Annotated in this window: 15 protein-coding genes and 1 pseudogene; 12 read left to right on the top strand and 4 right to left on the bottom strand. The window is 53.8% G+C overall.

The annotated features are described in order from the left end of the window. Positions 1 to 38 precede the first annotated feature (38 nt). Positions 39 to 836 carry a hypothetical protein gene (locus ACSH0F_RS07565; RefSeq protein WP_435201462.1) on the top strand — a complete coding sequence of 266 codons (798 nt, stop codon included), beginning with the start codon at positions 39 to 41 and terminating at the stop codon, positions 834 to 836. An 8-nt stretch (positions 837 to 844) separates the two neighbouring features. Continuing rightward, positions 845 to 1,368: pseudogene (locus ACSH0F_RS07560) on the top strand (sugar transferase). Between the two features lie 77 nt (positions 1,369 to 1,445). Here the strand turns inward: ACSH0F_RS07560 and ACSH0F_RS07555 are convergent. Together ACSH0F_RS07555 and ACSH0F_RS07550 are read right to left on the bottom strand one after the other, a co-directional pair. Then, positions 1,446 to 2,666 carry an NADP-dependent isocitrate dehydrogenase gene (locus ACSH0F_RS07555; protein WP_435201460.1) on the bottom strand — a complete coding sequence of 407 codons (1,221 nt, stop codon included), beginning with the start codon at positions 2,664 to 2,666 and terminating at the stop codon, positions 1,446 to 1,448. 299 nt (positions 2,667 to 2,965) lie between these two features. Beyond that, positions 2,966 to 3,202, bottom strand: coding sequence for a hypothetical protein (locus tag ACSH0F_RS07550; RefSeq protein ID WP_435201458.1), 237 nt, complete (start codon positions 3,200 to 3,202; stop codon positions 2,966 to 2,968). A gap of 603 nt (positions 3,203 to 3,805) precedes the next feature. Between ACSH0F_RS07550 and ACSH0F_RS07545 the strand changes: the two genes are divergently transcribed. The 6 genes from ACSH0F_RS07545 (at position 3,806) to ACSH0F_RS07520 (ending at position 10,502) form a co-directional block, all read left to right on the top strand. Continuing rightward, on the top strand, positions 3,806 to 5,137 hold the full coding sequence (locus tag ACSH0F_RS07545) for a sugar transferase (protein WP_435201456.1): 1,332 nt from the start codon (positions 3,806 to 3,808) through the stop codon (positions 5,135 to 5,137). Between the two features lie 159 nt (positions 5,138 to 5,296). After that, a complete protein-coding gene (locus ACSH0F_RS07540) occupies positions 5,297 to 6,598 on the top strand; it encodes a lipopolysaccharide biosynthesis protein (protein WP_435201454.1) in 1,302 nt (433 codons plus the stop codon). 4 nt (positions 6,599 to 6,602) lie between these two features. Then, positions 6,603 to 7,244, top strand: a complete 642-nt coding sequence (locus ACSH0F_RS07535) for a hypothetical protein (protein WP_435201452.1) — start codon at positions 6,603 to 6,605, stop codon at positions 7,242 to 7,244. Continuing rightward, on the top strand, positions 7,241 to 8,143 hold the full coding sequence (locus tag ACSH0F_RS07530; RefSeq protein WP_435201450.1) for a hypothetical protein: 903 nt from the start codon (positions 7,241 to 7,243) through the stop codon (positions 8,141 to 8,143). Before ACSH0F_RS07535 ends, ACSH0F_RS07530 begins: the two co-directional genes overlap by 4 nt. A 26-nt stretch (positions 8,144 to 8,169) precedes the next feature. After that, on the top strand, positions 8,170 to 9,387 hold the full coding sequence (locus tag ACSH0F_RS07525; RefSeq protein ID WP_435201448.1) for a hypothetical protein: 1,218 nt from the start codon (positions 8,170 to 8,172) through the stop codon (positions 9,385 to 9,387). Then, entirely contained in the window at positions 9,384 to 10,502 is a 1,119-nt protein-coding gene (locus tag ACSH0F_RS07520; RefSeq protein ID WP_435201446.1) for a glycosyltransferase, read from the top strand. Before ACSH0F_RS07525 ends, ACSH0F_RS07520 begins: the two co-directional genes overlap by 4 nt. An 11-nt stretch (positions 10,503 to 10,513) precedes the next feature. Here the strand turns inward: ACSH0F_RS07520 and ACSH0F_RS07515 are convergent, their stop codons facing one another. Then, the gene (locus ACSH0F_RS07515) at positions 10,514 to 12,037 is read right to left on the bottom strand and encodes a hypothetical protein (RefSeq protein ID WP_435201444.1); all 1,524 of its coding nucleotides are present in this window, start codon (positions 12,035 to 12,037) and stop codon (positions 10,514 to 10,516) included. Positions 12,038 to 12,163: 126 nt separating this feature from the next. Here ACSH0F_RS07515 and ACSH0F_RS07510 point away from each other — a divergent pair, with 126 nt between their 5' ends. Genes ACSH0F_RS07510 through fcl form a run of 3 tightly spaced genes read left to right on the top strand, consistent with a single transcriptional unit; the run spans position 12,164 to position 15,024 of the window. Next, positions 12,164 to 12,925, top strand: a complete 762-nt coding sequence (locus ACSH0F_RS07510) for a glycosyltransferase family 2 protein (protein WP_435201442.1) — start codon at positions 12,164 to 12,166, stop codon at positions 12,923 to 12,925. Then, on the top strand, positions 12,922 to 14,043 hold the full coding sequence (gene gmd / locus ACSH0F_RS07505; RefSeq protein ID WP_435201440.1) for a GDP-mannose 4,6-dehydratase: 1,122 nt from the start codon (positions 12,922 to 12,924) through the stop codon (positions 14,041 to 14,043). Before ACSH0F_RS07510 ends, gmd begins: the two co-directional genes overlap by 4 nt. Before the next feature lie 12 nt (positions 14,044 to 14,055). Then, entirely contained in the window at positions 14,056 to 15,024 is a 969-nt protein-coding gene (gene fcl, locus ACSH0F_RS07500) for a GDP-L-fucose synthase (RefSeq protein WP_435201438.1), read from the top strand. 92 nt (positions 15,025 to 15,116) lie between these two features. On the opposite strand, the gene ACSH0F_RS07495 is transcribed toward fcl, so the two are convergent. Continuing rightward, positions 15,117 to 16,267, bottom strand: a protein-coding gene (locus ACSH0F_RS07495) for an IS3 family transposase (RefSeq protein ID WP_435201436.1) whose coding sequence is annotated in 2 segments (ribosomal slippage) — positions 15,117 to 16,015 and positions 16,015 to 16,267 — 1,152 coding nt in all. Because the reading frame shifts where the segments join, the coding sequence is not laid out codon by codon here. A gap of 307 nt (positions 16,268 to 16,574) precedes the next feature. Here ACSH0F_RS07495 and ACSH0F_RS07490 point away from each other — a divergent pair. Then, positions 16,575 to 18,020, top strand: a complete 1,446-nt coding sequence (locus tag ACSH0F_RS07490) for an O-antigen ligase family protein (RefSeq protein WP_435201434.1) — start codon at positions 16,575 to 16,577, stop codon at positions 18,018 to 18,020. The last annotated feature ends 58 nt before the right edge of the window (positions 18,021 to 18,078 follow it).

The following is an 18,078-nucleotide window of genomic DNA, read 5'->3' as shown; positions in this document are numbered from 1 at the left end:
TGGAAATGCGGTCGGAGGCTTTCAGTCAGGGCGGCCGAATGGTCAACATGGAATACCGGCGCTTGCGGCTCTATATCCTGACCTTCTTCAGCGATCTCGTATTGATGATTGCAGGCTTTAGCTTGGCTTCGCATCTGATAGGCGATGGCGCTGGCGAACTTAGCGAAGCAGACCTGATGCTGGCCATGGTGCCACTTTTCGGGCTAATCGCGATTTACGGCCGTGTGTATTCGATCAGAGGGCTCGAAAGCCTGCCTTATGCTGTGCAGCGACTAACCATAGCGCTGGCTGTATCGGCATTTCTTCTGGTGTTTGTGCTTTTTGTGCTGCGTCCGACAATGGGGATTGTGCGCGGACAGTACCTGCTGGGATTGCTGATGGCCTGGCTCGGCATGATCGCGGTTCGCGGGTTTGTAGCACTTTATACCGACAAGGTTTGTGACGGGTTGGTTCAGAATCGCCTTATCATCGACGATGGCGGCCCTGAAGTCTTGCTGGATAAGGCGCTGCACATCGACGTTGCACCGGAGATGATAGCTCGCGCGCTCGATGATCCGGCTTTGCTGGATCGGCTCGGCCGCAACATGCGCGGGATGGACCGTGTGATTGTGAGTTGTCCGACTGAAAGACGGGAAGGCTGGACGAGGATTCTTCGTGCTGCGGGCGTTCAGGGCGAAATTCTGTCCGAGACGTTGAACCGGCTTGGAGTCCTGGACATCATCCGTGAAAACAACGTTGCATTTCTTGTAGTGTCGTCGGGAACGCTTGGCTTGCGTTCGCGCATCATCAAACGCGCGATGGACCTTCTGATCAGCGTTCGGCCATTTTTGTCCTAAGTCCGCTAATGATCCTGGTGGCGTTCGCAATAAAGTTGGAAGACGGAGGGCCGGTCTTCTTCGTTCAGCCACGGATCGGCCACGACAATCGTATCTTCAACATGCTGAAGTTTCGATCGATGGATGCTGAAGCGCTCGACTTCGAAGGCAATGTGTCTACCCGAAGAAACGATACGCGCGTAACCAAGATCGGCCGATTGATCCGCGCCACCAGCCTGGACGAACTGCCGCAGATCATCAATGTTCTGATGGGTGAGATGAGCTTGGTGGGCCCACGCCCCCACGCCTTGGGTCACGCGCCAGCGACAAGCTTTTCTGGGAGATCGACGGTAATTACTGGCAGCGTCATGCACTCAAGGCAGGCGTGACCGGGCTGGCACAGATACGCGGCTACCGCGGAGCGACCGATACCGAAGCTCACCTGACCAACCGACTTCAATCCGACCTAGAGTATATTCGTGACTGGTCGCCGTGGCTGGATCTCAAGATCATGACCGCGACCCTTAAGGTTCTCGTTCCCAAACGACCATAATATGCAAAAGGGGCCGGCGCGCGCCGACCCCGTATGGTCTAGCCATGCCTACGTAATGACGCAGACAGCGAGGGCTTTCAGCCCCAGTTGGCCATTTCGGCTTCGAGGCCGTCGACAATCGCCTCGAAGAACTGTTCGGTCGTCATCCAGCTTTGCTGCGGACCGATCAGAAGCGCGAGGTCCTTCGTCATCTTGCCGCTTTCGACCGTCTTGATACAGACTTTCTCCAGCGTCTCGGCGAACTTCACTACATCCGGCGTGTTATCGAACTTGCCGCGATACATGAGGCCGCGCGTCCAGGCGAAGATGCTGGCGATCGGGTTGGTGCTGGTTGCCTTGCCTTCCTGGTGCTGGCGATAGTGGCGGGTGACGGTGCCGTGCGCCGCTTCCGCCTCTACCGTCTTGCCGTCGGGCGTCATCAAAACGCTGGTCATCAGGCCGAGCGAGCCGAAGCCCTGCGCCACGATATCCGACTGTACGTCGCCGTCGTAGTTCTTGCAGGCCCAGACAAACTTGCCGTTCCACTTGAGCGCAGCAGCGACCATATCGTCGATCAGGCGGTGTTCGTAGGTCAGGCCGTGCTTGTCGAACTCGGCCTTGTAGTCGGCTTCGAAGACTTCCTCGAACAGATCCTTGAAGCGGCCATCGTATTTCTTGAGAATGGTGTTCTTGGTCGAGAGGTAGACCGGCCACTTGCGGTCGAGGCCGTAGGCGAAGCTGGCGCGGGCGAAGTCGCGGATCGAATCGTCGAGATTGTACATCGTCATCGCGACGCCGGGGCTCGGGAATTCGAACACGTCGATGTCGATATTCTCGCCGTTCTCGCCTTCGAACACCATGCGCAGCTTGCCCTTGCCGGGGATCAGCGTGTCCTTGGCGCGATACTGGTCGCCGAAAGCGTGGCGACCGACCACGATGGGATCGGTCCAGCCGGGGACGAGGCGCGGGACATTGTCGATGACGATCGGCTCGCGGAAGACGACGCCGCCCAGGATGTTGCGGATGGTGCCATTGGGGCTGACCCACATCTTCTTGAGGTCGAATTCCTCGACGCGCGCCTCGTCGGGCGTGATGGTCGCGCATTTCACGCCGACGCCATGCTCCTTGATGGCATTGGCGGCATCGATCGTGATCTGGTCGTCGGTCTCGTCACGCTTCTCGATCGAAAGGTCGTAATATTTGAGGTCGATGTCGAGGTAGGGCAGGATCAGCTGCTCGCGAATCCACTGCCAGATGATTTTCGTCATTTCGTCGCCGTCTAGTTCGACGACCGGGTTGGCTACCTTGATCTTGGCCATGGGTTTCCTGTTCGTTTGAATCAGAGTTGCGCGCGCCATAGCAGAGCGCGGGCCGAGAACAAGGGAGGGCGCGGCAAGAATCTAAGGCGCAGCCAATTGATTGCTGAATTTGCGATTATTGACGAGAGGTTGTTTCCACGGGAACCGCCTCAAGGAAAATAGAAACGAGGCAATGAAGAAGGCTTAAATGGAGCCATTGAAAGATTATTGGTACCGCTCGCCATTATATCCCCCGGACAACAAAAAAACCGGCCGCGAACGAAGCCCGCGACCGGTTTTTTTAAAATGCGATCAAGTCGTTAGACGCTGATCGGAGTGTCATCGTCGTCGTCTGCAGCGATTATAATGCCGGTAATCACAGCGATCCCAGCCAGAATCGCGATGATGAGGCCTGGGCCACCAATTTCCGAGCTTTCCTTCGCGCTCTGCGACGAGCGCTCAACAGGAGCCGAGACAACAGGTGCGGCCTGAGCAGCCATAGGCGCAAACGCCATCGCAGCAGCTGAAGCCGAGATCATAATTTTCTTGGCAATCATATTTTTTCTCCATTGTGTTTTTCATTCACGTTAAGCGGCGCAATATCATCTTTCCGCCGCGAAGCGCCCATTTCGAGTCAGGTAATAATCCAACTGGTCGCGAGCCGCAACCCTCTTTGTCCTCCCGTTCACACAGTTCAACGCTCCCAAGGGCTGGTAACCTAAATTTGTTCCCAAGAAATTTACATAGTGATTAAGAGGGATAATGAGGGGCCGCTAAAGCAAGCGCCGACGGTGCGACTCCGATTGCCTCTTCAAATTCTCAATGGTCTCGCGGTTGGCCGGGAATTTGCTTGGGTCGAAGAGTGCAGAGGGTATCGCGTCCAACGGGTTCACATGTCCTGCAGCAGCGCGAGGGAGGGGCTGATCGAGATAGTGATAAGCTTCAACGATAGTTTGGCTTTAGCCGGCCCGAGGAATTTGTCCTGAAATCGCTAAGCGCCTTTGCCCATTGAAACTGATGGCAGACTCATACTAGTGAGTTCCCGAGCGAACGCTGCGCGCACGCGTGCTATTCAAACGGTCTGAATCTCGGTTCTGGTCTATGCTGCCAAGCGCGATAAAGGCGGGTATTGATGCGCCTAAGGGTTATGGAGAATTGCGGTGTCGGTTAATTTCTCTCCTGCGATCGTGCGTCGCGGAATTTTCCACTCTTTGCGATTCGAAATTGCGGCTATTCTCTCGATTGGCGTCGCGCTTCCGGTTGCTGCTTTTGCAATGGTCGAGGGTAAGTTGTCCGCCAATCACAATGGAGCGTGGACCTGGTTGATCCAACCTGAAGCGTTGGCATGGGCTTCTCAACCCGCAATAATCAATTCGCTCGTCGGTGTGGTCTTATGCGCGTTCGTTTCCCTGGCTATTTTACGCCGCTTGCGCTTCTTCCCAGGAGTGGCTGTGGCAAGATCAATCCTGCCAGTGATAGCCGTCGTTTTTGGTATCTTTATAGCGGTAATCACATCTTTCCGGCTTGAATACTCAAACAAATTGATCCTTAGCTGTTTTTTTTCCATATTGGTTGTACGCTTTGCAATCACTGCAGTTCGTTCGAGAGCCAAAGGTGTTATCTATTACCTTGTGCCTGGTGGACAGGTGAATCTTGTGAGCGAGTTGCGTTCTGCGCCGGTGTTCAAGCTAGAGCGGCCTTCGCTCGTGGGTTTGCCAGACTGTGCCGTTGTTGCCGACCTCTATGCTGATCTAGAGCCTGAATGGGAGCGATTCCTCGCAGAAGCTGCCATTTCCGGACGGCCCATCTACCATTATAAACAGGTATGGGAGGCCGAAACGGGTAGGGTGCAGATCGAGCACTTGTCGGAGAATGGATTTGGCGCGCTGGTCCCCAGTTTTGCGTATCAGAAGGTGAAACGTGGAGTCGATCTCGTCTTGTCCATTTTTGCTCTTCCGATCGTAGTTCCGATCATCGCCCTCTGCTCGCTTGCAATCAAATGGGATAGTCGGGGGCCCGTATTCTTTCGCCAGCGTCGCATGGGATTTCGCGGAAAAGAGTTCTTTGTGCTGAAGCTGCGAACGATGACCGAGGGCCATGCCGGCGACGATCGAAACCTTTCAATCACGCAAAGTGGCGACAAGCGGATCACCAGAGTTGGCGGTTTTCTGCGCAGAACGAGGCTCGATGAGGTCCCTCAGATCTTCAATATTTTGCGCGGGGAAATGAGTTGGATTGGCCCTAGGCCTGAGGCCGTGAGTCTGTCACATTGGTACGAAGGTCAAATCCCGTTTTATCGATACCGACATATTGTACGGCCAGGGATAAGTGGGTGGGCTCAGGTTAATCAAGGGCATGTAGCTGACGTGCATGGTGTGGGTGAAAAGCTGCAGTATGACTTCTATTATATCAAGAACTTATCATACTGGCTCGATGTTATCATTGCCCTGAGGACTGTAAAAGTTATGATCTCGGGGTTCGGATCAAAGTAAAAAGGTGTTGGATTCGGAAGAGTTTGGGTTTGATCATATATTTTTAACTTTATAAATATAAAATTGCAGCGCAGGATCAGGCCCCTATTCTCTAAATTCTGCGTTTCCACAATCTTTTATTATCGCTATTTCCAGCACAGATCTGCATGTGATAAAGAAATGGCAAATGGCGCCTTGTCGTGTCAATGTTATTTGGATTACTGCGGCTTGAACTCTCTTTTACGATCGACAGCAACTCTCGTCTCGGGCGCTACAGTTGCGCGAGGAATCGGGCTGGCGACTATACCAATTTTAAGTCGGCTGTACTCTCCCTCGGATTTGGGCGTGTTTGCGCTGTACAGCTCGACGGTTCTGGTGCTCGCTCCGCTTGCGACGCTTAGATACCACATTGCGATCCCCTTGCCTCGAAGCGAGCGCAGCGCTGCGGCTTTGCTGATCCTTTGCGGCGCGATTGCGCTAGGATACACATTCTTTCTCGCAGCAGCGATGCTTATCGCAGGCGAAGCTATCTTTCGCTCATTCTCACTCGATTCGCTCATTCCCTATCTACTTTTGATTCCCTTCGGTGTGCTAGCGGCGAGCTTGTTCGAAACGATGACTATGTGGGCGACGCGTCAACGCGCCTTCAAGATGATCGCGTCGACCCAAGTAGTCCAATCCTTTGTTGGCGAAGTCCTCAAGGTCGGTCTTGGCTTAGCGGGTATCGGATCAGCGGGACTGATCGTTGGCCATTTGTTCGGGCACTCTTCGGGCGTTGCGAATTATTCGCTCCATTCGGCTTGGCGGATACACACTGCTGTCCGCGGCATGCCACTGAGGCTCATCAAAATAGTAGCAGTGCGCTTTCGCGGTTTTCCTTTAACTCGCACTCCTGGGCAGATATTGTTAGCGCTGGCTACACAGGCTCCGCTATTCCTCGTCGCAGCGAACTACGACGTTTCGGTTACTGGCCAAATGAGCATTGCGATGCTTGCGTTCATGGCTCCCTTCGCGCTGATCGGGCAGGCGGCGGGGCGCGCCTACTTCGCTGAAATCTCCGTTATCGGTACGGCTAGGCCGAATCTTATTAAGCGCGAGCTTAGGAAAGTGACGTGGATGCTTGCACTATTTGCCGCGCCAATCGCAGTTATTTTATTCTTCTTTTCCGAACCGGCCGCATCGTTTTTACTAGGTCAAAGGTGGGCGCAAGCCGGGCGCTTCGTTTCTATGCTTTCGCTTGCGCTCGTGCCGCAATTTGTCTCGGCGACCGTTATTCGGACATTGGACTTGCTCGAGGCGCACGCGTTGGTAATCTGCCTTCACGCTACCCGTTTATTGGCAATTATTGCGGCTTTCTCTTCCGCCGCTGCATTTGGCGCTTCCCCGGAGCAGGCAATCCTGACATTTAGCCTCGTCCTTGGGGGCCACTACATCATCCAAAACCTTCTAATCCATCTCGCCCTGAACCGGCAGGAAAGATAGAAAATTGATCTTAAAACAAACTCTACGTATTTTCACTCAATTGCTTGTCGGTAGCGAATTGCGGCATTGGCTCGACAATCGTAAAAAAGATCGGTTTGCGCCGCGTTTCGTGCAGCCTGGCTTCGACCTGACCATCGATGCTTTCCCACGCAGTGCAAACACTTGGATCTACTATCATGCGCAACTGGCCTACCCTGAGGCCAAAATTGGACATCATGTCCATTCGTGGCAACACTTCTTCTTCTCTAAGTTGTTCGGGATCCCGGCAATAATGATCGTGCGCAAGCCCGACGCCTCGGTGCAGTCATTGGTAACAAAAAAAGGCGGGTCTCTGGCACTTGGCTATCTTGATTTCATAATTACAAATGGAATCGGCGGCTTATTTGTCGATAAGGTTCACTTTTTCGACGAATTGATTGGCGATCGTGGAATGGAAGCGCTTTTGGCGGATATCAGCAAACGACTTGGTACCAAGCCTCAATCTGTTCCTGTGGACGAGGTGCGCCAATTGATGGTGACTCGGACCGCTCACAAGAATATTACTACACCAAAGCTTCGAGACGAGGATCTGGGCGCGTTTGATCGATTAATGCAGAAAGCGGCCAACCGGCTCTATGCGCGAATTGAGAAGAGGTGGCGCGCATGACCAGCGTTCTAATCTGGGGGTTCTACCACCAAGGCAACTTGGGGGACGATTTAATGGGCATGATGCTCTACGAAATGCTCGAAGAGATCGGCACTCTGCCAGTCATTTTCACATCGAACAAGCGGTTCGCTGCGATGGGGTATCGCACCGTAGATGACTTTTCCCAAATTTCGCCGGATATATTGATCCTGGGCGGAGGCGCATTCTTCAAGAACCATGCAGCATCCAAGAAAATGATCGAGGAGAAACTTAAAACACTGGGTGCCTTTATTCGTGAGCGCGCGATCCCTGTTCACGGAATTTCCCTCGGAAGCGACGGTGTTTCCAACCTCGAGGCTCTTTCGCCGGCACGCCAAGCAATCGTTAAAGGCGACCATTTCAAAAGCGTCGCACTCCGTCTCGCTTCCGATCGAGTGCTCGGTCTCAGGAATATGCATCATCTCGCCGATATTGTCTTGCTAGCCGCGTTTTGCAGCGACCGCTACAAGCGGTTGACGCCGATCCAACCAGAGGTCGATGCTCCGCGAACTTTGATTAATATGTCGCGCAGATCGGCCACGCATCTGCCCCGGATTTTATGGCGGGAGCGCGGAAACAGGGTCGCCTTTTTTCGCGCGCACACCGGCGAAGGTCTTACCCGAGGTGAAATAACCATTCCGGGTTACGACGTCGTTGAGGATGACCGGCTCTGTGCTCAACTCGGTTATTTAAAAGCCGCCGACCGGATCATTTCTGCGAAACTACATCCAGGTGTGATTGCGCTATCCTATGGCACCCAGTTCGAATCCGTCTACGCTCGCCCCAAGACGACCGCTTTTTTGCGAGAAACACGCGAAAAAATCCCTGACCCGGATCTGCTGTTCGGTGAATACATGAAACATCTTCGGGCGCTTGCCTAATGAACTGGGCGTTTGCTTCCTATGTGATGGTCCTCCTGATCGCATTTGTGTTCTACCTGAATCGACGCTGGCTCGAGGTGTGCATCATCGGGGTTCCCTTGCTGATTTGCGGATACTTTCTGCTAAGTGTCGGTATCTTCTCCTTCGGGGAGAACATGCCGTTCGCCTATTACGATCATAGTCGCCATGATGAATACGGCTTTGTTTCGGCTATGATGTGTTTGCATTTTTTCGCAGTAATGGTGGCATTTCTTGTTGTGGGTCGGTATGATAAGCGGTACTATCTCGCCGATCAGTTGGGGCAGATCCGATCACTAGGGTTAGGGACGGCTGGCGCGCTATTTTGCCTGCTGCCTGTGGTATTTGTGACTCTCTCACTCTCTGCACCAGACCTTTGGTATCGCACCAGCTTCCGCTATGAAACGGGCGCATCCAATTTGCTACGATTTGCCGACTTGCTGGTACTGCTCTCGGCGATTTTGATACCCTTTATCCGCAATAGAATCCTTAAATATGCGGTCCTGGTGGCAGTCACACTTGCGTTTCTCGCTCTGGGGAGTCGTACAGCAATCGTGGTTCTGATTATATTTTCAGTGATGAACCTCTTTGTGCTGCAGAAAACCAGAACTTGGCTTTCGATCGTGATACTAATTGCAGCGTTTTGGCTGCTTGGGGTTGTTTTATTGCTTCGGTCCTACAATCTCGGAGGCTTATTTGCGGTTCTTGAAACCGCGTTTACCGGCGACTACGCTGCAATTGGCGAGCGGATGGTCTACGGTTTAAATTATAATTTCAATCTTTCGTTTGTGCTTATAGCCGAACTATTAAGCATAACACGCGCGGATGAAAGGTGGTTTTACTATGGTGTTTTACCGCTCCCGTCAGCTTTTTTTGACATGACTGAGCAATACGACGCGCTCAATCGCTTCCGTACAAACATTCCTTATTCCGGGTTCGGTTACGCCTTGTCGTATTTAGGGCCCGTTCGATATCTGGCGTTCGTATTCGTTTCTTCGCTTGCCTTTTTGGCCGCGCGTAAACGTGTGTCGAAGAAACGTGACATCTTCGAAGCGATCTTGTGCTTTGGGGTATTCGTATTTCCTTTCATAATTCTACTACAATATAATCTCCGCACAGGTACCCGCATTGCCTACGTCTTTCTTATTTTCTACTTTCTATTAGCGTCCTGGCAAAGCGGGCTATTCGCCCCGCGGAAACAACGTTCAATTGGTTCGCGCGTATGAAGGTTCTCGCGATAGCAAAGACTCTTGCAAAGGGCGGAGCGGCGACGGGCGCCCGCAATACCATCAAAGCACTTGAAGCGGCGGGGGCCGAAGTGATCCAACTGGACGGATTCTCTGCCCAAGCTGCCGGGACACGAGGGTTCGTGAGGACAGCCGAAAGAATTTACGAGCGGATCGCACACGGTGCTGATGTGCATTGCCTGAAGCTCGGCCCTCCGACGTTCGATCTTCGGGATGTATGCCGTGACCATCGGCCCGACATCGTTCAGCTGTTCGACATATCCGGCAACACCATCGCATTCGATCACTTAAAAGATACGCCCGTGCCCGTCGTTCAGCGAATGAGTGATTTTTGGCCCTACAACGGTGCCCATCACTATTCTGAGAAGCCTCCTGCACGGGGCGGGCTGGAAGAATTGCTGCTGCGTCGTACGATCTATTCGGCTCAGGGTCAGCCAGATTTGTTTGTTGCGCCTTCTCGCTGGTTGGCCAAGCGACTTCCAGTCACGCCGACAAGGGTCATCCGCAATGCCGTCGAACAACAGCCGGGAGCTGCCAAGCGTCTCGGGCCCGCTCAGGCGCTGCGTTTCGGATTCATTGCAAACCCAATTGATGACCCGCGAAAGGGTGTGGCCGCGCTCGGACCCGTTCTCGATACACTTGGAGAGACAATTGGCCCAATCGAGCTACATTTGTTTGGTAGCGGGAGCGAACGCGGGCTTCCAACAGGCCCAGCGGTCACGATTTGCTCCCACTCTGCATTTCGGAAGGAAGAAATCGAAAGCGTTTATGCTCGATTCGACATACTTCTTTGTCCATCCCTGCAAGACAATTCACCAAATGTCCTGACCGAAGCGCTGTCATTTGCTGTACCTGTAGTCGCGCAGTCCGGGACAGGCATGGACACTTATATCGAAGGAGAGTTTGGCGCCCTTGTAGACTTCCGCTGTGGATCGGTCGAAGATGCAGCGCTTGGCATCGCTCAGTTGGTGTCACGCTACAACTCGGCCTCCGCTGCCGCTCTAAAATATGCTCGCGAGTGCCTCGCTCCTCAGCGAATCGGGAATGAATATTTAGCCGCTTATACCGAACTGCTAGAGACACCGGCGCGCTAGAAGAAAGGGCTTCATCGCCTTCTCATGCCGTGCCAATCGGCCACGAAGGGTTCCAGCTCGGATTGGACCAGAAGATTATTCGTAGACTTTCCTACAATGGCGACCGCACGTACTGCGCCTGGAGCAAAGGAGTAAGAAATTTGGCCGCGTAAAAAGTTCGTTTTCCCCACGCCGAGCGGATTGCTTCGTTCCATCCCTATTACTCCATTGTTCGCCCGCCATGCGCTCGCATCCCACTGAATAGAATTGGGAGTGGAAGTCTTACTAACTTCCTCCGTTTCGACATCCATTAAGATCAATAGTTGGCGCGGCGTCGTCGCCCCGGTACAGGCAGCAAATACGCCCGAACCTATCGAGATGTGCGGACCGAGCCTTTGTCCTATAGCCGTATCGCCGCGGAGGAACGAGCAGACAATCGGATAGCCACCATTCTCTGGTCCGAAGCGCGCCGCGCCCTCAATGGTCAATGATCGCGAAGCGATGGGGCGAGCGGCCCTGCCGTAACTTCCGGTGTCATGAATATCAAACCAGCGGGCGCCTTCACGCGGACTACGTGACATGCTTTTTACATAGGGGGTCCAGATCCCGCCTCTGACAATGACCTGGCTGTCGGCACGGACGAACGCCCGGTCGCCTGCTCCTGATCGAACATGAGCATCGTTGATGACTAGCATGTCGCAATGACTCTCGACCCAGCGTTTCACACCGCCTCCGGTGCGACATCGATCTAAAACCAATACCGTTGATCGCGATTGTTCATAGGATACCGTGTCGACCCCGACATCACAGTCAGACCACTCGCAATCAATATATTTTATATGGCTTGTATCGGTGTTGCCGGTTCCCCACTGCGTCGCTATTGAAAATCCGGCAAAATTTAAGCGTTCGAAAATTGTAGAGCGCAGCGAATTGAATACGAAGCCTTTATGCGATCGGGCTTTGTCGCCGAGTAAACAAGCATGACCGCCTATACCGACAAGGTGGAAGCGCGCGGTCGTTGGCGGAATCTCCACTGGTTGCGCAAGGCGATAGACCGCACCCCCTCGAAAACCCACATCTCTATTCGCAAGGCTTGACCAGTCGCTTAGTTTAGTTTGACCAGCTAGCGCACTTGCAAGCGCAATCGCCGCTGAAATCGCCGGGCTATCATCGCCCGATCCATCACCCGCAGCGCCGAACCAATCAACCATAACGGCTCCATCAACTGCGCGAACCCAGCATCCGAATACGCTCTTATCCTTCGAGTTATGGGGAATATAAACACCCTGCAGTGGGTCGCTATCGATCTCGTACGCAAAATCGCCTTCGCGAAATACGAAAATTCCCTCGCGTCCGGGTTCGGTAAGAAACGCCACTTGCCCGTCCGTCGGGAACTCGACCGCGCGCAGGCCGGCCCGCGTGGCCTGCAAAAGCACATCAGTTGATCGTGAGGCTGCGAGCAACGTTCCTGATCCGACGGCGCCCATGAATAGTCTGCGATCAATCATAGGGGGAGTAAGATCGTCAATATCGGCATAAAAGGTAAGCTCGGCCATGCTTTCGTTCTGGCCCAACCATACTCTATGTGCACACTGCGACAAGCCTCGATAACCAAGGTCTTGTCATTCCAAGGCCGTTCTCTATGAGGGCACGCAATTCACCGGAACCGATCGGTTACACGCATGAAAATTTCGGTTGTCACTGCTGTTTATAATCGCTCCGGGACTATCCGGCAGGCGATCGAAAGCGTGCGCTCGCAGTCCTACGCTGATGTCGAACATGTCATCCAGGATGGCGGCTCATGCGATGATACGATGGCGATTGTGCGCCAAGCTGCGGATGTCAATGCCGCAGTGGTTTCAGAAAAGGATGATGGCCTTTACGACGCAATCAATCGAGGAATTTCGCGCGCGACCGGCGATATCATCGGTCTCATGCATTCTGATGATTTTTTTGCGGGCCCTGATGTTTTGGCAACGGTTGCGAGGGCCTTCGATTCTCCCTCCGTTCAAGGCGTTTATGGGGACCTACAATATGTCACCGCGGATGATCCGCCGCGGGTGGTCCGCCACTGGCGCTCGGGCGAGTTTGAACATAGTAAGCTCAGGCAGGGATGGATGCCGCCGCATCCTACACTCTATCTGCGGCGTGAGGTTTTTAATGACTACGGTCTTTACGATACCTCATTCAACATTGCTGCTGATTACGACGCGATGCTGCGATTTCTGACGATTGGCAAGATTAAGTTAGTCTATATTCCAGAAGTAATGGTTAAGATGCGGCTTGGAGGGGAAAGCAATCGCTCGGTCGAGCGTATTCTACAGAAAACTCGCGAAGATTATCGAATTATACGGAAGTATAAAGTAGGTGGGTTTGGAGCTCTTGCATTAAAAAATATAAGCAAGATTGGACAATTTTTTTTCAAGGATGCATTGTTGAAATGACTAAACGTGCCCTCGTTACGGGTGTGACTGGACAGGATGGTTCCTATCTCGCAGAATTCCTGCTCAAAAAGGGATACGAGGTACACGGGATAAAGCGTCGCGCCTCGTCATTAAACACGCAGCGTATTGACCATATTTACCAAGATCCGCACCACCCCGATCCCAAGTTGACACTACATTATGGGGACCTCGCGGATGCATCGAACTTGACGCGCATTCTTCAAGAGGTTCAGCCTGATGAAGTGTACAATCTCGCGGCGCAAAGCCATGTCGCAGTGAGTTTTGAATCACCTGAATACACGGCCGATGTCGATGCGCTCGGTACGCTGAGGCTACTTGAATCCATTCGTTTCCTCGGTCTTGAGAAGAAGACGCGATTTTACCAAGCTTCCACTTCTGAGCTTTATGGCCTCGTGCAGGAGACACCACAAAAGGAGACGACGCCCTTCTACCCGCGCTCGCCCTATGCTGTCGCAAAGCTTTATTCATACTGGATCACGGTAAATTACCGTGAAGCCTACGGGCTCTATGCATGCAACGGCATTCTCTTCAACCATGAGAGCCCGCGCCGTGGCGAGACTTTTGTGACGCGCAAGGTCACGCGCGGCCTTGCTAACATTGCGCAGGGGCTCGAGCCGTGCCTTTACATGGGGAATATCGACGCCCTGCGCGACTGGGGCCATGCCCACGACTATGTACGCATGCAGTGGATGATGCTTCAGCAGGATGAGGCAGATGACTTTGTAATCGCTACGGGCCAGCAGTACTCAGTACGTGAATTCATTCTCTGGTCGGCCGAGCAACTCGATATAGAGCTTGAGTTTTCGGGCAAGGGGACAGACGAGATCGCGACTGTTGCTGCTATTTTGGGCGACAAGGCGCCTGCGTTAAAAGTGGGCGACGTCATCATGCGTATCGATCCGCGATATTTCCGACCTGCTGAAGTTGAAACGCTGCTTGGCGATGCAAGTAAGGCGCGCGACAAGCTTGGCTGGGAGCCTGAGATTACCGTTCGTGAGATGTGTGCGGAAATGGTGGGCGCAGACCTCAAGGAAGCGCAGCGCCATGCATTTCTCAAAGCCAATGGTTTCGAGCTTCCAGTCAGCATCGGGAGCTAGGGGCTGTTTGCAATGAGGATCTATCTCGCGGGTCATCGCGGCATGGTGGGCGGCGCAATATTGAGGCGGTTAGAGGCTCGCCGGGAGCGTAATGAAAGCATCGAATTGGTAACCCGTACTCACGCGGAACTTGACCTGACTGATCAGGCGGCGGTGCGCGCTTTTATACAAGCTGAGCGGCCTGACGTGGTGATTCTTGCTGCTGCTAGGGTTGGCGGTATTCATGCCAACAGTATTTATCCGGCAAATTTCATTTACGACAACCTCATGATGGAGGCCAACATCATCCATCAGGCTTTTGAGGCAGGTGTAAAGCGCCTATTGTTTCTCGGCTCCTCCTGCATATATCCGAAGGAGGCTCCCCAGCCTATGGTAGAAGATGCGCTACTGACCGGGGCACTCGAGCCCACCAATGAGCCGTACGCTATTGCCAAGATCGCTGGGATTAAGTTGTGCGAGAGCTACAATCGTCAGTACGGCACCGACTATCGCTCCGTCATGCCGACAAATCTTTATGGGCCAGGTGACAACTTTCATCCCGAGAACAGCCATGTCCTTCCTGCCCTGATCAGGCGTTTCCATGAAGCTGCGCAGGAAGGCCGAGACGAGGTGGTAATTTGGGGTACTGGAACTCCGCGTAGGGAATTCCTTCATGTTGACGATATGGCGGCAGCCTCGCTCTTTGCGCTCGACCTGTCCCGTGAAAAATACGAAGCCAATACGCAGCCGATGCTCAGTCATATCAATGTTGGCTACGGGGAAGACATTTCCATCCTTCAGCTCGCGAAAATTGTCGCGCGCGCGACGGGCTTCGAAGGCAAAATCTTGACCGACCCTTCAAAGCCGGACGGCACAATGCGAAAGCTGATGGATGTGAGTCGATTGAAGACTATGGGGTGGACACCTGCAATCACTCTCGAACAGGGCATTAAGCAGACTTACCGTTGGTTTCTCGATCATAGAGATAGCGTTCGCTTCTAAGCGCGTTGGGCAAGCGTGTTCTGTGGCACTCTCAAACGATGTGCTCTGGTCTTTCAAGATAAAGCCTGACGTGCTCCCCTGATTGTTACCATTCAGAGGTAAAGTCTCGCACCTTCATGATTGATGTTTGATGGGATGGCAACGTGTCTGGGGGCATGCCCCCAGACACGTTCGCCGGCGATCTCGGCGGGGGTCTTCCCGCCCAGTTTCGAGTGTGGCCTGACCGTGTTGTAATCGTGCCGCCATGCAGCGAGCACGAACCGGGCATGAGCCAGAGAGGTGAACAGCGTCTCGTTGAGGCATTCGTCCCGGAGGCGGCCATTAAAGCTCTCCACGAAGCCGTTCTGCATCGGCTTGCCCGGCGCGATGTAGTGCCACTCGACCCGTCGTTCCTGCGACCAGCGCAGGATGGCTGACGAGGTCAGTTCGGTGCCATTGTCGCTGACAACCGTGTGCGGCCTGCCGCGCATCCCGATCAGGCTGGTCAGTTCACGAGCCACCCGTGCGCCTGACAGTGACGTATCGGCCACCAGCGCCAGGCATTCCCGCGAGAAGTCATCAACCACGCACAGGATACGGAAGCGCCGACCGCAGATCAGGCTGTCGGAGACGAAGTCGAGCGACCACCGCTGGTTCGGCCCATCCGGCAGCACCATTGGTCTGCGCGTGCCCAGTGCCCGTTTGCGACCGCCACGACGACGGACCCGGAGGCCTTCCTCACGATAGATGCGCAGCAGCTTCTTGTGGTTCGGTCGCATGCCTTCCCGCGCCAGCAGGTAGCCCAGGCGGCGATAGCCGAACCGGCGACGCTCCGCCGCCAGCTCGCGCAACCGTTGCCGCAGTGCCCCGTCATCCGGCCTCGTCGGCTCGTAACGGATCACCCTGCGGCTTACGCCGACCAGACTGCACGCCCGACGCTCGCTCAGCCCGTGCTGTTCACGGGCATGGACGACGGCTTCCCGCTTCGCGCCGGGCGTCACCATTTTTTTGATGCCAGATCCTTCAGCACAACATTGTCGAGCATCGCCTCGGCCAGCAGCTTCTTGAGCCGACTGTTCTCCTGCTCGAGCGTGCGCAGCCGCCGAGCATCGGATACCTCCAGCCCGCCGAACTTCGACTTCCATTTGTAGAACGTGGCGGAGCTGATCCCGTGACGGCGGCACACCTCCGCCGTCGCCATGCCAGCCTCCTGTTCCTTCAAAACCGCGATGATCTGCTCTTCGCTGAACCTGCTTCGTTTCATTGTCGTCCGACTCCTTTGCGTCGGACTCTACCAAAAACCGGTCACATTTCAGGGGAGCACGTCACGGGGAATCACGTCAAGGCTTGTTGCATCGAATCTGTGCTGCCAGACTGCCGGGGTGTCTCGGATGACCCAATTCACTACGGCCCGTTGATTCGAGCCAGTGCCTGATAACGTTCAGCCTCGTGACGTTGGTTGACGCGCCTAACTGGCAAGCGAAGGTTACGGGGTGATCCGCAGTCAGAGCTACACGAGACTGGACATGCTGGCGACGGTATGTCCAGCACTTTTTCAAGTGGGTAAATAAATGGCAGCGCAGCCTGAGTTTATAGGGACGAAATCGAAGATGGGTGTCAGCCATGAAGGAGAAGAGTCAAAAGGAAGCATGAGGACGGGCGTGGGACGAGGCATGATTATTCTTGGAATATTTGCTTTCTTTGTTGCGCTCACCGGAGGTGCATCCAGATTTGACGCGATGCAAATCATACCGCTTCGGACATTGTCTGCTTTAGTTATAGCGTCATCACTTTTCTTCTTGACTAAAGAAAAATTGGAGGCTGAACGCGCGCTATTTCTCATGTTCGGGAGCTTCGCGCTTCTTGTGGCATTACAGCTCGTGCCGTTGCCCCCATGGTTATGGCAGAGATTGCCGGAGCGACTGGAAGTTTCTCAACTAGACGCTGCGCTAGGCCTTGAGGAGATCTGGCGCCCCTTGACGCTTGCTCCAATGAGGACTTGGAATGTGCTTGGGAGTCTGGTTGTTCCTGGAGCCGCTTTAGTGTTGGCTATTGCCTTGCGAGCGTCGTCGATGATGTTGTTGCGTATCATTGCTGGGTTGGGCGTTTTAAATGCGCTACTCGGCCTTCTTCAGATTGCATCTGGTCGTTCGAGTGCCTTCTATATTTATGAAATAACTAACAGAGGTTCGCCGGTCGGTTTTCTGGCGAGTGAGAATCACGCCTCAATCTTCGCGGCCTGCTCCATGCTGGTGGTGACGTTACTTGGCCTGAGGGCGCGCAATGCCCCGTACAATTCTTGGGAAACACTTGTTTATCCAGTGGCTTTTTTCTTCATTCTTTTCGTCTCTTTGGTTGGGGGGTCGAGGGCCGGTTTTTTGGCTGCAATTGGCGCAGTTTTGGTGTCGATGATAATGCTATTTTTATCGCCGCGTCATCGAAAAGGGCGATCAGCCGAAGATGCTGCTCGTCGGTGGCTCGATGATCGGCCACGTATAGTTTTGGCCTTACCCGTCGTCATAGTGCTGCTAACGGCTGTATCTTTTCTGGCTCTTGACCGCGCGCCGGCGTTCCGGGATATTCTGGCAAGTGATAGTCTTGCTGATCTCCGCTGGTCATTATGGCCGGTGATTGTCGCAATCCTCGAAAACCACTGGCTTTTAGGTACGGGCTTTGGGTCCTTTGAGCAGGTCTATCATATCTATGAGCCGTCGGCATTGCTGATGCCTCAATATATCAATCAGGCGCACAACGACTGGGCGCAGTTCGTGATTGAAGGAGGAGTGTGGGCGGGGCTTCTATTGATCGTACTTCTCGTTTGGATGGTGAAGGTGATTGGCGCTATGGCACTGCGTAGGACGCACAGGGTCGATGCGATTTTTTGGATGAGCCTTTTTGCGATTATCGCTGCAGCGTCTGTGATTGATTACCCATTGCGGACTCCGCTTTTTCAACTAGTTACGGTCTGGTTTTTGCTCGCCCTCTCGCGACATACCCGTGATATCAAAACAACATAGTACGCTTGCTGTGGAAATTTCCGTGGCGACGCGGCTTTAATTGATTTGGAGTTGCGCT

The sequence above is a fragment of the Qipengyuania sp. 902 genome (assembly GCF_051195295.1).
In the GTDB taxonomy this organism is placed as follows: Bacteria; Pseudomonadota; Alphaproteobacteria; order Sphingomonadales; family Sphingomonadaceae; genus Qipengyuania.
The sequence above is the reverse complement of the archived record's forward strand: the minus strand, read 5'-3'. Positions and strand labels throughout refer to the sequence as shown.

Excerpts from the sequence above, each read along its gene's own strand:
- ACSH0F_RS07565 (WP_435201462.1), top strand. The coding sequence starts at position 39 with ATGGTCAACATGGAATACCGGCGCTTGCGGCTCTATATCCTGACCTTC.
- ACSH0F_RS07555 (WP_435201460.1), bottom strand. The coding sequence starts at position 2,666 with ATGGCCAAGATCAAGGTAGCCAACCCGGTCGTCGAACTAGACGGCGAC.
- ACSH0F_RS07550 (WP_435201458.1), bottom strand. The coding sequence starts at position 3,202 with ATGATTGCCAAGAAAATTATGATCTCGGCTTCAGCTGCTGCGATGGCG.
- ACSH0F_RS07540 (WP_435201454.1), top strand. The coding sequence starts at position 5,297 with ATGGCAAATGGCGCCTTGTCGTGTCAATGTTATTTGGATTACTGCGGC.
- ACSH0F_RS07530 (WP_435201450.1), top strand. The coding sequence starts at position 7,241 with ATGACCAGCGTTCTAATCTGGGGGTTCTACCACCAAGGCAACTTGGGG.
- ACSH0F_RS07525 (WP_435201448.1), top strand. The coding sequence starts at position 8,170 with ATGGTCCTCCTGATCGCATTTGTGTTCTACCTGAATCGACGCTGGCTC.
- ACSH0F_RS07520 (WP_435201446.1), top strand. The coding sequence starts at position 9,384 with ATGAAGGTTCTCGCGATAGCAAAGACTCTTGCAAAGGGCGGAGCGGCG.
- ACSH0F_RS07515 (WP_435201444.1), bottom strand. The coding sequence starts at position 12,037 with ATGGCCGAGCTTACCTTTTATGCCGATATTGACGATCTTACTCCCCCT.
- ACSH0F_RS07510 (WP_435201442.1), top strand. The coding sequence starts at position 12,164 with ATGAAAATTTCGGTTGTCACTGCTGTTTATAATCGCTCCGGGACTATC.
- gmd (WP_435201440.1), top strand. The coding sequence starts at position 12,922 with ATGACTAAACGTGCCCTCGTTACGGGTGTGACTGGACAGGATGGTTCC.
- fcl (WP_435201438.1), top strand. The coding sequence starts at position 14,056 with ATGAGGATCTATCTCGCGGGTCATCGCGGCATGGTGGGCGGCGCAATA.
- ACSH0F_RS07490 (WP_435201434.1), top strand. The coding sequence starts at position 16,575 with ATGGCAGCGCAGCCTGAGTTTATAGGGACGAAATCGAAGATGGGTGTC.